The sequence below is a fragment of the Candidatus Thalassolituus haligoni genome (genome assembly GCF_041222825.1).
Classification (GTDB): domain Bacteria; phylum Pseudomonadota; class Gammaproteobacteria; order Pseudomonadales; family Oceanobacteraceae; genus Oceanobacter; species Oceanobacter antarcticus.
This window is the reverse complement of the sequence record NZ_CP139482.1, coordinates 2,080,823-2,093,171: the sequence shown is the minus strand read 5'-3', so window position 1 is coordinate 2,093,171 and position 12,349 is coordinate 2,080,823. Positions and strand designations below refer to the sequence as shown.

Annotated in this window: 9 protein-coding genes and 3 tRNA genes; 3 read left to right on the top strand and 9 right to left on the bottom strand. The window is 52.8% G+C overall.

All coding sequences use genetic code 11. The features are described 5' to 3' along the window. Positions 1 to 13: 13 nt before the first annotated feature. Positions 14 to 790 carry a class I SAM-dependent methyltransferase gene (locus tag SOJ49_RS09360; protein WP_369857951.1) on the bottom strand — a complete coding sequence of 259 codons (777 nt, stop codon included), beginning with the start codon at positions 788 to 790 and terminating at the stop codon, positions 14 to 16. A 119-nt stretch (positions 791 to 909) separates the two neighbouring features. Between SOJ49_RS09360 and SOJ49_RS09355 the strand changes: the two genes are divergently transcribed. Both SOJ49_RS09355 and SOJ49_RS09350 read left to right on the top strand, forming a co-directional pair. Further along, positions 910 to 2,478 (top strand): LysM peptidoglycan-binding domain-containing protein, encoded by a 1,569-nt coding sequence (locus SOJ49_RS09355; protein ID WP_369857950.1) that lies wholly within the window; start codon positions 910 to 912, stop codon positions 2,476 to 2,478. 29 nt (positions 2,479 to 2,507) lie between these two features. Continuing rightward, on the top strand, positions 2,508 to 4,103 hold the full coding sequence (locus SOJ49_RS09350) for an ABC transporter substrate-binding protein (protein WP_369857949.1): 1,596 nt from the start codon (positions 2,508 to 2,510) through the stop codon (positions 4,101 to 4,103). Here SOJ49_RS09350 and SOJ49_RS09345 read toward each other — a convergent pair. From SOJ49_RS09345 to SOJ49_RS09310, 8 genes are all read right to left on the bottom strand, one after another. Continuing rightward, positions 4,086 to 4,601, bottom strand: a complete 516-nt coding sequence (locus SOJ49_RS09345) for a DUF1285 domain-containing protein (RefSeq protein ID WP_369857948.1) — start codon at positions 4,599 to 4,601, stop codon at positions 4,086 to 4,088. The genes SOJ49_RS09350 and SOJ49_RS09345 overlap by 18 nt on opposite strands. A 329-nt stretch (positions 4,602 to 4,930) precedes the next feature. After that, positions 4,931 to 5,017 (bottom strand) — tRNA-Leu (locus SOJ49_RS09340). Between the two features lie 51 nt (positions 5,018 to 5,068). Next, positions 5,069 to 5,142 (bottom strand) — tRNA-Cys (locus tag SOJ49_RS09335). A gap of 112 nt (positions 5,143 to 5,254) precedes the next feature. Continuing rightward, positions 5,255 to 5,330 (bottom strand) — tRNA-Gly (locus SOJ49_RS09330). 87 nt (positions 5,331 to 5,417) lie between these two features. Continuing rightward, a complete protein-coding gene (gene pgsA / locus SOJ49_RS09325; protein ID WP_369857947.1) occupies positions 5,418 to 5,963 on the bottom strand; it encodes a CDP-diacylglycerol--glycerol-3-phosphate 3-phosphatidyltransferase in 546 nt (181 codons plus the stop codon). A 69-nt stretch (positions 5,964 to 6,032) separates the two neighbouring features. Next, positions 6,033 to 7,793, bottom strand: a complete 1,761-nt coding sequence (uvrC, locus tag SOJ49_RS09320) for an excinuclease ABC subunit UvrC (protein ID WP_369857946.1) — start codon at positions 7,791 to 7,793, stop codon at positions 6,033 to 6,035. Positions 7,794 to 7,856: 63 nt separating this feature from the next. Further along, the gene (uvrY, locus tag SOJ49_RS09315) at positions 7,857 to 8,504 is read right to left on the bottom strand and encodes a UvrY/SirA/GacA family response regulator transcription factor (RefSeq protein ID WP_369857945.1); all 648 of its coding nucleotides are present in this window, start codon (positions 8,502 to 8,504) and stop codon (positions 7,857 to 7,859) included. A gap of 82 nt (positions 8,505 to 8,586) precedes the next feature. Continuing rightward, entirely contained in the window at positions 8,587 to 11,301 is a 2,715-nt protein-coding gene (locus SOJ49_RS09310; RefSeq protein ID WP_369857944.1) for a GNAT family N-acetyltransferase, read from the bottom strand. 77 nt (positions 11,302 to 11,378) lie between these two features. On the opposite strand from SOJ49_RS09310, the gene SOJ49_RS09305 reads away from it, so the two are divergent. After that, positions 11,379 to 12,338 (top strand): histone deacetylase family protein, encoded by a 960-nt coding sequence (locus tag SOJ49_RS09305; RefSeq protein ID WP_369857943.1) that lies wholly within the window; start codon positions 11,379 to 11,381, stop codon positions 12,336 to 12,338. The last annotated feature ends 11 nt before the right edge of the window (positions 12,339 to 12,349 follow it).

The window sequence follows — 12,349 nt, the reverse complement described above, 5'->3', positions numbered from 1 at the left end:
CATGTATTCCAATTTAATCTGATGATAACTGACTGCTCTTCGCTGGCGGCAGTGTACCACCTGCCACCCGAACTGCCGGGACAGCCATGCCAAAGTCCGTGTTCAATTGCCAGCGCCGTGGCCGAATGGGTGTCATCCCGGCCACCGTCTTGCGTGCCACCATGATATAGGCATTGGCTGGCAACCAGGGATTGCCAGCCAATACCCGATCGAAGCGGCGACTGGATCCTTCCGACAGCAGCCGCAATGGCCACAAGTGCGCCACCGGCGTGACCGACTCCACCTTGAAATCCAGTAGCGTCAGCCAATCACTCAAGCGTGAAGCACCAACGCTATTAACCACCCACGGCAGGCGAGTAGACAGGGTAAAACAGCGCCGCAGCACTCCAAAAACACTGAGCGGTGAAAATCCGACCACGACCACATAACCGCTCGGCACCAGCACTCTGGCCGCCTCCCGAATCATTTGATGCGGACGGGCAGACAGATCCAGGCCATGCTGCAACACTACAACATCCACTGATTCGTTAGCCAAAGGCCAGGCGTCGTCCTGCATGCGGGCGTCACAATCAACGCCCTTGGCCCAAACCGGTGCCATCCGGAAGTAATGCCGCAGTCGTGCCCGCTTCAAAAACCGTGGCGTATTGTCCACCCCGGTATACAGCAGATGCTGACCATGAAAGTCTGCGACAACCTCTCTCAGCCAGCCGGCTTCAAGCGCCAGTAGCCGCCGTGCAGAGTCTGAATTGACCCACTGTTGATACACCTCGGATTTGATCCGGATACCCATAACACTCCCGCCGGAATAATCCGCGCAAACAAATCACTGCCGGCAACGTCTGCGATCGGGTTGCCAGCGTATGCGGCAATCTCTAGACTGTGCCGCGACTCTATCGACATTGTATGCACATGCGCCCTCTCTCTCTACCTGCACTACCTGTTCTGCTTGCTTCCTTTTTTCTCAGTGCTTGTGTCAGCCAGCCTGTTATCCCGGAAGACACGAGCTATCAAACCACCGCCACGGCCATCCCTATTGCAGAGCACTGGCAGGAGCAACCCGCCACTGCAGACTTTGATGATGTCTGGCCTCGCCTGCTGGACAATTTCGGTTTACAGCTGGAGCTAGATAACCCACGTCTCAAGGAACAACGCGACTGGTTTGTCAAACATCCAACCTATATGGAGCGAGTGACTCAACGCGCCGAGCCCTACATTTATTACATTGCCGAGCAAATCGAAGCACGACAGATGCCTGGCGAGGTAGCATTGCTTCCAATCGTTGAAAGCGCATTCGATCCCTTTGCCTATAGCCATGGCCGAGCTTCCGGGGTATGGCAATTTATCCCCTCAACCGGCAAGTATTTCGGTTTGCAGCAAGATTGGTGGTACGACGGTCGGCGCGACATCAGGGCGGCCACGAATGCTGCTCTGGATTACCTCAGCAACCTGGCCAACCAGTTCGATGGCGACTGGCAGCTGGCGTTGGCATCCTACAACTCGGGAGCGGGCACGGTTCGTCGTGCCATTCGTCGCAACCAGCAAGCAGGCAAACCTACGGACTTCTGGTCACTGGATCTGCCACAAGAAACACAAGCTTATGTGCCCAAATTATTAGCTCTGGCCCAGCTGCTCAAATACCCGGAAAAGTACAATATCCCGTTCAGCCCGGTCAGTAACACCCCCTTCTTTTCAGTGGTTGATACTGGTGGCCAGATTGATCTTGCCCAGGTGGCCGAAATGTCAGATACCGATCTGGAAGCAATCTATCGTTTGAATCCGGGTTTTAATCGTTGGGCAACCCGTCCCGACGGCCCACACCAGGTATTGGTACCCGTCGACAAACGCCAGGAACTGCAACTGGCACTGGCTGATTTACCGCCATCCAAACGCCTGCAATGGCATCGCTACACCGTCAAGTCCGGTGATAACCTGCAACTGATCAGTCGTACCTATCGCACCACACCCGATGTCATCAAAGAAGCCAACAACTTGCATAACAGCACCATTCGGGTCGGGCAGATCTTGTTGATTCCCGCCGCTCTCAAGAACCAGGAGGCATACTCCCAGAGCCTTTCACAGCGCCTCGATCGAACCAGGGCGCAACGCCAGCCGGGCAACACCAGCAAGGTTTCCTACTCCGTACACCCGGGTGACACTTTCTGGGAAATAGGCCGCAAGTACGGTGTAACCGCACGCGACATAGCCCATTGGAATGGCATGGCACCTGGCGACCCGCTCAGTGTGGGTCAAAAACTGACCGTTTGGGTGCCTCAAGGTAAAAATACCGCTGCGCGTTCAGCTCGCGAAGAAATCCGCAAGGTAACCTACAGCGTCCGCAGCGGCGACTCACTGGCGAGTATCGCGGGGCGTTTCCGGGTTTCCATTGCCGACATTCGCAAATGGAATCCAAACGACACCCGGAATAAATACCTGTACCCAGGGCAGAAATTATTACTCCATGTTAACGTGGTGCGCTGAAGGATCCATTCAGCAAACAGGGAGGGAATATGCCAGGCAGCTTCTACACTTCCCACCAGAGCCAGAACCCCCTGCGGACTGGCGGCCTCATCATCTGGCACACCCTTGTCAGCCTGTGCTGTATCGGGTTGCTGTGTGGCCCACTGACCACAAACGCAACGCAAATTGCCGACGCCGATGGGGTTATTACGGTAACGTACGCACCAGCCCCGCAGACGCTTGAGTGGCAAACACCGACGCCCACCCCTTGGGGTGACCCGACCGCAGCGTCCGGTGGCATTTTCCGCTTGTCGATTCAGGGAAAACCATCGACTCTGCGCCGATTTGGCCCAGAAACGCCAAGCGAGTTGAGCCAACTACTTGCCGATCTGCAATTACCGCTACTGGCCCGCCATCCGCAAACCGGCATGCCCATTCCCATGCTGGCCAGCCAGTGGGCAGTAGCAGATCATCGAATCACCTACCAGCTGACACCCGCTGCACTCTGGTCTGACGGCACCCCGATTACCAGCGGTGACATCGCCTTCACGCTGCAATTCCTCTCTGACTCCGCCAACAAAACCCCCTGGCAGGCGCACTCGCTACGAGCATGTATTCGCGGCATTGAAATTCATGATCAGCAACGCTTCAGTCTGATCACTACTGCGCCTGTTACCAAGCAGACATTACTTCAGATATCTGATTTGCGCGCCACGGCCCAACATTTCCACCAACCCAACCTGCAATGGCCAAGGCAATACGACTGGCGTCCTGAGCCAACCTCTGGCCCTTATCGCATCACCGAAGTAATACCCTCAGAGAGATTAATTATTAACCGCACCACCCCATGGTGGGGAGACCAACTGCCACAATTCGCCAACCGTTTTAATGCCTCTCAAATCCAGCTTCGCTTCACCAAAAGCCTGCAAGACAGCTACCAGTTACTGCAACGCGGAGATCTGGATGCGCTGGCGCTCAACAGCCAACAGAACTGGGATAGCCCAGTGGTCACGCAATTGCTTAGCCAACGCCCCATCACCCGGTATCGGCACTATTTCCAGGGTGCACAGCCGACGTCTGCATTACTGATCAATAAACAACACCTGCAGCTCATCGTTAAAAAAACCATCCTGACGCTGATCCATACAGGCTCGCTCAGCAGCCCATTTTTACAGCAACAGCTGGATGTATTCAAAACCCAGGGATATCAGATCAACGATCTGCCGCTGAGCCAGGGGGAATTGCTGGAACAGCTGAAAACCAGAACCTTTGATCTCGCCTGGGTCACACTGGATGGACTGAATGACACGACGGTTGCGGAGTACATAGCCTGGCTAACAGAGAAATCAACAGGGGCAAGTAACATTGAATTGAAACAGGATAAAAATCAGCAAGGTGTCAGCCAATATCTGGCCTGGCAATGGGCCAGGCTGCCTGCCTGGCTGGGAACACGCTACAGTAATGATCTGTTCAACCCGTTCGATCCTGTGACCGGAGGCTTGTTCTGGATCGATCAGCGGCTGAAAGCCACTGCCCTCGCGAGAGCGACAAAATTCACGCCCAACCAGACGCTCACCAGTGACGCTTACCGCGCCAAGAGCCAAACAATAAAACCCGTCGGGCCAGTTTCAGCCAATTTCAAATGACTGCCCTGCACTCGTCACCCAATAGCGTCCAGCTCGCTCTTCTGCCCAGTCGACCAGCTGATAATAGGCATTACGACCAAAGCGCGCCATTAACCCCGCCCTGATCTCAACACAGGGCAGCGGCTGCCCGCCGACCTCGGACAACTGTAAGGGGTGCTTCAATCCCAGCGTGAGCGTATCCCCCACATTGGTAATCGCATGAATGGCGTCACCATCACGCTCCAGCAAAACAATCTGAAATGGCAAATCCTCGACCTGGATACGCATTTTTTCTGCAGGGGTTACCAAAACATAGTCCTCGCCATCCTTGCGCAGAATACTGGCGAACAACCTGACCAACGCAGGGCGTCCAATCAGCCCACCTTCATGGTACCAATCGCCACGTCTATCTATGCGTATATCGATGTCGCCGCAATGTTCTGGATGCCATAGTTCAACGGGTGGCCTGGAGTCGTTCGGAACCATGCCGGCCAGCACAGACAAATCCTGCAAGGACATTTAAATCACCTGTTTGAATGTTGAAAAGAAGAACCATTACAACTGGATATGGAGGCTCGATCAATTGACGAATACCAACTGGCAAGAAATTCTGGCTGGGAGGGTGACAAGCAGAAATTCAGTGGTCACAAGACACAAAGTCAGGTGACTATTTATGACAGGAAAGTGCCTGTCGTTGGGGCGCATGAGTGAAGGATTTTTGTAACTGTTGATGGCGATACTGTATGGATTCACATACTGTATATTTTACGTTTGTGAAAAAAATATTTTATCTTTTTTTATCTTTGAGCAATGTTAGTGGGTACTTTCGCTGAAAGGCGCATGAATATTGGTGCCCGGAGCCGGAATCGAACCGGCACGACCGTAAGGTCGGGAGATTTTAAGTCTCCTGTGTCTACCGATTTCACCACCCGGGCTAACAGGCGATTACAGGTATCTGCTTTTATGTCAGATGCCTGTTAGAAACTTGGAGGCGCGAGCCGGAGTCGAACCGGCCTACGTGGATTTGCAATCCAGTGCATAACCGCTTTGCTATCGCGCCGGGAGTTCTCATCAAGAGCGAAGAAAACCGAAGAAAAACAAACTTCAGATCCAGTGCCTGGGTGACTGATGTTGAGATCCTTTCTTTTGACCACATTCTCATGAAGAGAAAATGGAGCGGGAAACGAGATTCGAACTCGCGACCCCGACCTTGGCAAGGTCGTGCTCTACCAACTGAGCTATTCCCGCAAAAGATGGGGCGCATTTTATATCAAACAAAAATACTGTCAATCTTTTTCTTAGATTTTAACCACTTAGACCCAAATCCTCACCGCTTCACGCACCTCGTAGTTGCGGCCATGCCGCTTTCAGATAGATCAACATCGACCATAATGTCAGCGCCGCCGCACCATACAGCAACACAACACCCACCCACTCGAGCACTGGATGCTCACGAGATGCCAACAGTAAAATAATGGAGATCATCTGCAACGCCGTTTTGATTTTACCCAACATGGATACTGCCACATTGGCACGCTTGCCCAGCTCTGCCATCCATTCACGCAGGGCCGAGATCACTATTTCCCGGCCAACAATAATCATCGCCGGGATCGTCATCCATGAAACGGCGTAATCCTCAACCAGCACCATCAGTGCTGCAGCAACAATCAGCTTATCCGCCACCGGATCAAGAAAGGCACCCAGAGGCGTTGCCTGGTTTAACCTGCGAGCCAGATAGCCATCAAACCAGTCAGTAATAGCCGCCAATGCAAATAACACGGCAGCCCAGCTTTTTCCTCCCCAGCCCAGCCAGTAATAACTGACCACCATCAGAGGAATCATCGCAATCCTGCCAACAGTTAACATGTTGGGCACATTCATAACACCATACCTGTTTCAACTTGATACGCCACCTTGCGTCTCCAACGACCTGTTTGCTCCATCAGGCCACTACTCACCGTGCAACTGTACAAAAATCTGATCTGCAAGCTTCTGACTAACGCCCGGCACCCTGGCGATTTCTTCTCGTGGCGCACCACGCATATTTTTCAGGCTACCAAAGTGCAACAGCAAAGCTCGTCGGCGTTTTGGACCTACACCTTGCAAGTCCTCCAGCTCAGATCGACCACGGGATTTTGCCCGCTGCTTGCGATGACCGGTAATGGCAAAGCGATGCGACTCATCACGCACCAATTGTAACAACCGAAACCCGTCATCGTGAGCGTCGGGGATTATAGGTTGTCGCGCCCCGGCTTCCCACAGAAATTCCCAACCGGACTTGCGAGTTTCTCCCTTAGAGATACCCCACAACGCGACGGTCGATATTTCAAGTTCAAGTAACACCTGTTGTATACGTGCCACCTGCCCCTTACCACCATCGACCATTAACAAATCCGGCAGATCGTTCTGCTCCTTCAGACGGGTAAGATGACGGGTAACGGCCTGCTCCAGCGCCGCATAGTCATCACCCGGTGTTACCCCCCGAATACTGAAACGCCGATACCGTTTTTTCGCCAGCCCCTCATGATCGTATACCACACACGATGCATAGGTTGCCTCGCCTTTGGAATGACTTATATCAAAACACTCTATTCGCGCAGGAGGGCGAACCAGTCGGAGCAACTCAGCCACCTGAGCCAGTTTTTTCCGGGCCACCTGATGGCCTGATATTTTAGCCTGTGCTCCAGAGCGGGCATTATCTTCTGCCATCGCACGCCACTGTCGCGGTTCGCCACGCACCCCCCGACTGTGACGTACAATACGTTCGAACCGCAGCCGAAGTGCTTCTTGCACAACAGCAATCTCATCGGCTGCGGCATCCACAATCAATTCCGCAGGCATCCCTTCGGCAGCGAAGTCGGACAGATAGAACTGGCCAATATAGCCAAGCAGCAAGTCCGCATGTTCTTCCCCGGCCGGATTATCAGGGTAATAATTTTTACTGCTCACCAGGCGTCCTTGACGAAAAGCCAGACGGTGGATACATATCACATTTTCATATTCCAGCAGCGCCCACACATCGGCGTCCTTGTTGCCGCTATCGACGCGCTGCTTCTCCTGCACCTGGCGCAACAATTCAATACGATCACGAATTTCCGCCGCGCGCTCAAAATTCAGCCCCCCTGAGGCATCGAGCATCTGCTGTTGCAGATTTTGCATCAACTGCTGGTTTTGACCGTTAAGGAATAGCGAGGCGTGATAAATATCCCGGCGATAATCCTCCTCAGAAACAAGGCCGACGCAGGGTGCCGAACAGCGTTTTATTTCGTACTGCAAACAGGGGCGACTGCGATGATTGAAGTAGCTGTCTTCACACGAACGCAACAGAAACAAACGCTGCAAATAGTTCAGCGCTTCACGCACGGCCGCCGAATTGGGATAAGGCCCAAAGTATTGACCACCACGACTGGATCGCTTGCCGCGACGATAAGCCAGCAAGGGAAAGGCATGATCTGACAAGTGCAGGTAGGGATAGGATTTGTCGTCTTTCAGCAGGATGTTATACGGCGGACGATGCTGCTTGATCAGTGTTTGTTCCAGTAGCAGCGCTTCGGCCTCACTGGCGGTGACCGTGACTTCGATATAATCAATACCGGACACCAAAGCTACCGTCTTGGTATTCAGTCCCCGCGAACGAAAGTAGCTGGAAACCCGATTCTTGAGGTTTTTGGCCTTGCCGACGTACAGTAGCTGTTGATCAGCACTGTACATCCGATAAACACCCGCTCGTTGGGTCAGCGTCTTAAGAAACGCTGAAATATCAAACCCGGACATTCAGCTACCGCTGTTGGCGTCAATCACCCCGTGACGAATCGCCAGACGGGTCAGTTCAACATCGCCGTCGATGCCTAGCTTCTCAAACACCCGGTAACGATAACTGTTCACGGTTTTGGGGCTGAGGAACAACTTTTCTCCAATCGCTGCCGGCTTCTGGCAGTTAACAATCATCAAGGCAATTTGCATTTCCCGTTCGGACAGATCATCAAACGGATTATGAAAACTCTCCTGAAATGGCTTCAACGCCATACGCTGGGCAATTTCGGTACTGATGTATTTCTGCCCGCGATGCACTTTCATAATGGCGTTGATCATCTCGTCAGCATCAGCACCCTTGGTAATATAGCCCGATGCCCCTGCCTGTAACAGACGCTGGGCAAAAGGATTATCATCACAGGCAGTCACCGCAATCACACGAATATCCTTAAAGCTGCGAGTAATCTTTCGGGTTGCTTCCAGCCCCCCGATACCTGGCATCTGAACATCCATCAGAATAACGTCCGGCTCATGGTCTTTGGCAAACTGGATTGCCTGTTCACCACTTTCAGCCTGTCCTGCGACTTCAATTCCCTTTGCGTCAGCCAGCAATGCTGAGATCCCTGAGCGCACCAGCTCATGATCATCGACTACCAACACAGAAATCAAAGGTTAACCTCGCTATTTATTAACTCACAAGCAACAAACTGCACTTATGATGATTCATTTTTGCCGAATAGTACCAAGTTGTTCACGCCGGATACATACGATTTCGTTGCCAGGCATACTTTAGCGGATTCAGATTTTTGGTCACTTCGACAACGCCCTCTTCGTGGTTGTGACGAAGAGTGAACCCAAGACGTCGATTCAAATTCAACATTCCCTGATTGTGTGGAAGCACTGTACCGAACATCTGCAGAACACCGCGATTAGTCAGGTAATCTATCATAATCTGCATAAGTTGCTTACCCAAACCTTCGCCCCGGCATTGATCGTCGACAATAACCGAATACTCTCCCGCCACATCATCCGGATCAATCCAGGCCCGTACCACGCCCATTAACCGGCCATCAATACAGGCTACGAAGGCCATTTCCCGGTCGTAGTCAATTTGGGTAAAACGCGCCAACTCGCTGTGATCAAACTGGCGACGGGCGCCAAAAAACCTCAGTCGTAATGATTCCGCGCTTAAACCACCATAAAAACGTTCCAGCAACGGCTCATCCTCTGCCCGAATGGGTCGCACCTGATAATGCGTACCACTGCGCCCCTGATACGATGACTCAAGTTCTTTAGGATAAGGCATGATGGCACTTTTGACCGGATGGCCGACTTCACCCGCAATACCAATGGCAATGTAATGCCCGACCCGTTGCCGAATGGCATTCACCTCCAGCGCGGCCAGCCATGGATGATTCAGCGCAATATGCGATAGCGCCACTAGCCAGCGCTCCAGTGTCACCAGCTCCCGCTCAATATTATCGGAGCGTTCTTGTAACACGGCGTAGAAATGACTGCGTTTGATCAGTTTTTCCGCCAGATTGGCATTTAACGGCGGCAGTGCCACCTGACGATCAACCAGAGTATCAACGGTTGTTCCACCACCGCCAAAAAACAGATAAGGGCCGATTTCAACATCGCGACCGATACCGAATGAAAACTGCAGATTATCGAGGGCTCGGTGCATGGTCTGAACGGTATACCCCAGTACCGGGCTTTTGGGAAAATGCTCGGCGATTTCAGTCTCCAGCTTTTCCGCACCTTCCATCAACTCATCCAGCGACTGGATATTCCGTACCACACTGCGCATCCGCTCTCGCGGATTACGTCCATAAGCAAAGGGATAAAGGTAATCACGGTGATGTACCCGCAACACCCACGGATCAGGTATGTCCGGTGCCGCCTCCAGCAGCTCCGACAATGACGTTCGATAGCGGTTTTCCGCAAACGCGAAGCCGTAAGCCTTGAGCAGCTTCCAGGCATAATTCGGCCATAAATAGTCGCCAGGCCGATGATTGTCGAGAATCTCCTTGTCGACATCCATATAAGCATTGGATATCGGTATCTCCAGACTTTCGGGTGTTTCTTTCAGTAATTCCTGAGTCAGCTGATGCCGTACCATGTACATATACGCCGTAATGGCATTATCCGGGGTATCGAACGTTGGCAAGCCTTGCTCGTCAAAAAAATCCCGCGATGTTTCAACCGAAAATTCACCAATCCAACTGGTGATAACACTCTTGTTGAAATTTTTGGCCACTTTTACCAACGCTTGCGCATTGGCCAGCGCATCAGTTCCGAGGCCGGGAATATAGATGACCAGCAAGGCATCCACCTGCTTGTCTGCCAGCAGGGTATTGGCAACCGCCGCCAGCTGCTGCGGTTGCAGCTCCGGATTCAGCAACAGCGGGTTATCGGTTTTGACGTACTCCGGCAACAAACCACGCAGGTGAGTACGGGTTTCGTCAGACAGGCTGGCCAGTGTCCCACCGTCTTGCAACAGCCGATCCAGCGCCAGAATGGCCGGGCCACGACCATTGGCAACCACCGCCAGCCTTGGCCCAAAAGATCCCCGCTGCCGCCGGAGCGCATCCACGCAGTGGAACATTTCATCGGTATCGTTTACCCGCAGCACACCGGCTCGTGCCAAGGTTTCATCGATCAGCGCATCCCGGCTACGTAATCCCTTGGGAGTACCGATCCGGTTCAGTGGATTTTCCTGAAAGCGGTTACTCTTTACCGCCAACACCAGCTTGTGACGTGATGCGGCACGTAGCGAGCGCACCAGCGCCTTGCCAGAACCGATTTCATCCAGCTGTACCAGAATCGTTTTAACGTGAGGTTCTTGCACCACAAAATCAATCAGATCCGAAAAACTGACATCCTGATTACGCCCCAAGGTCATGACGTGGGAGAATCCAACGTTACGACTAAAGGCCCAATCCATTACGCCAGAGGCCAGGGTTCCCGATTGACCTACATAGGCGATATTCCCGGCACGCACCGGAACATGCAGCATACTGGCATTAAGTTTTCGCCACGGCACCACCAATCCAAGACAATCTGGCCCCAATACACGAATGCGGGTTTGCTGAATGACTTGCTCAAGACGATCCGATGCCGGACGATACTGCCAGGATCGGGTTCTGGCGATGCCGCCGGTCAGTAACAACGCCGCTCCCACCCCCTTGCCATGCAGCTGCTTCAGCACCTTGGGCACTGTTTCTGCGGGCGTGCAAATAATCGCCAGATCCGGGGTTTCCTGCAATTGACTGATCCGACTCAGGGCAGGCACCCCGTAAACCTGAGTATAACCACGGGTATTGATCGGAATAATGGTGCCAGGAAACTCACCATTAAGCAGGTTACGAACAATCGCTCCTCCGACACTGCCGGGACGCTCGGAAGCACCAATCACAGCAATCACTTTGGGCCGAAAGAACAACTCGAGGGAACGAGTACCCATGTATTGTGATCCTTTAGTTGAGTTGGCCTGAGTGTAACGGCTAGATACACTGATAAAAACAGCAGAAATATGTCTTTATGAGCACAGGATACTACGCGTTTCACCAGCACTTTGGCCATGACACAGGCGAAGACCACCCTGAACATGCCAGCCGAATTCTGGCACTGGAGCAAATTCTTCACAAAACAGGCTTGTGGGATCAACTGACCATTCACGAAGGTCGATCCGCACACCTGCCTGATATTCTTCGGGCACACAACAAAGCCTATGTTAATGAATTGCATCTGATCCAGCCGGAACAGGGTCATATCATGATCGATGAAGACACCCTGATGTCTTCAGGCAGCCTGGAAGCCGCGCTTTATTCTGTGGGCACCACCACGCAGGCTCTCGATGACGTCATAAAAAACGTACATCGCAATGCGTTTGCCGCGATCCGCCCACCCGGACATCATGCCGAACGGGGCAAGTCCATGGGCTTCTGTTTTTTTAACAACACCGCCATCGCCGCACTCAGAGCCGCCGACGTTCATCACCTGCAACGCATCGCAATCTTGGATTTTGATGCCCACCAAGGTAATGGCACCATCGATATATTGCAGAATGACCAGCGTTTTTTACTGCTATCCAGCTTTCAACACCCCTTCTACCCTTACACCCACTATGAGCAAAACAAATATACCAACCTGATTAATGTCCACCTGGCTCAAGGTGCCACCGGCACAGACTTCCGCCAAGGCGTCGAAGAGCACTGGGCACCGGCACTGAAGCGCTTTGCGCCAGAGCTTATCCTGGTATCGGCTGGCTTTGATGCCCACAAGGACGACCCTATGGCCGAACTCAATTTCGAAGAGCAAGACTACGCCTGGATCAGCCAATGGATCTGCAACCAGTGCCAGAGCCGCAACATCCCATGGCTCGCCATTCTGGAAGGTGGCTACGACCTCAACGCCCTGGCACGGTCGGCAACGCTGTTTATTGCCGCCATGCTGCAAACTCAAGGAAAAGATTCTGTCGTCGGATTGGCAAAGGAGTAGAGTTTATGACT

Coding starts and splice junctions, on each gene's coding strand:
- SOJ49_RS09305 (WP_369857943.1), top strand. CDS start 11,379: ATGAGCACAGGATACTACGCGTTTCACCAGCACTTTGGCCATGACACA.
- SOJ49_RS09360 (WP_369857951.1), bottom strand. CDS start 790: ATGGGTATCCGGATCAAATCCGAGGTGTATCAACAGTGGGTCAATTCA.
- SOJ49_RS09345 (WP_369857948.1), bottom strand. CDS start 4,601: ATGTCCTTGCAGGATTTGTCTGTGCTGGCCGGCATGGTTCCGAACGAC.
- SOJ49_RS09310 (WP_369857944.1), bottom strand. CDS start 11,301: ATGGGTACTCGTTCCCTCGAGTTGTTCTTTCGGCCCAAAGTGATTGCT.
- SOJ49_RS09355 (WP_369857950.1), top strand. CDS start 910: ATGCGCCCTCTCTCTCTACCTGCACTACCTGTTCTGCTTGCTTCCTTT.
- uvrC (WP_369857946.1), bottom strand. CDS start 7,793: ATGTACAGTGCTGATCAACAGCTACTGTACGTCGGCAAGGCCAAAAAC.
- SOJ49_RS09350 (WP_369857949.1), top strand. CDS start 2,508: ATGCCAGGCAGCTTCTACACTTCCCACCAGAGCCAGAACCCCCTGCGG.
- pgsA (WP_369857947.1), bottom strand. CDS start 5,963: ATGAATGTGCCCAACATGTTAACTGTTGGCAGGATTGCGATGATTCCT.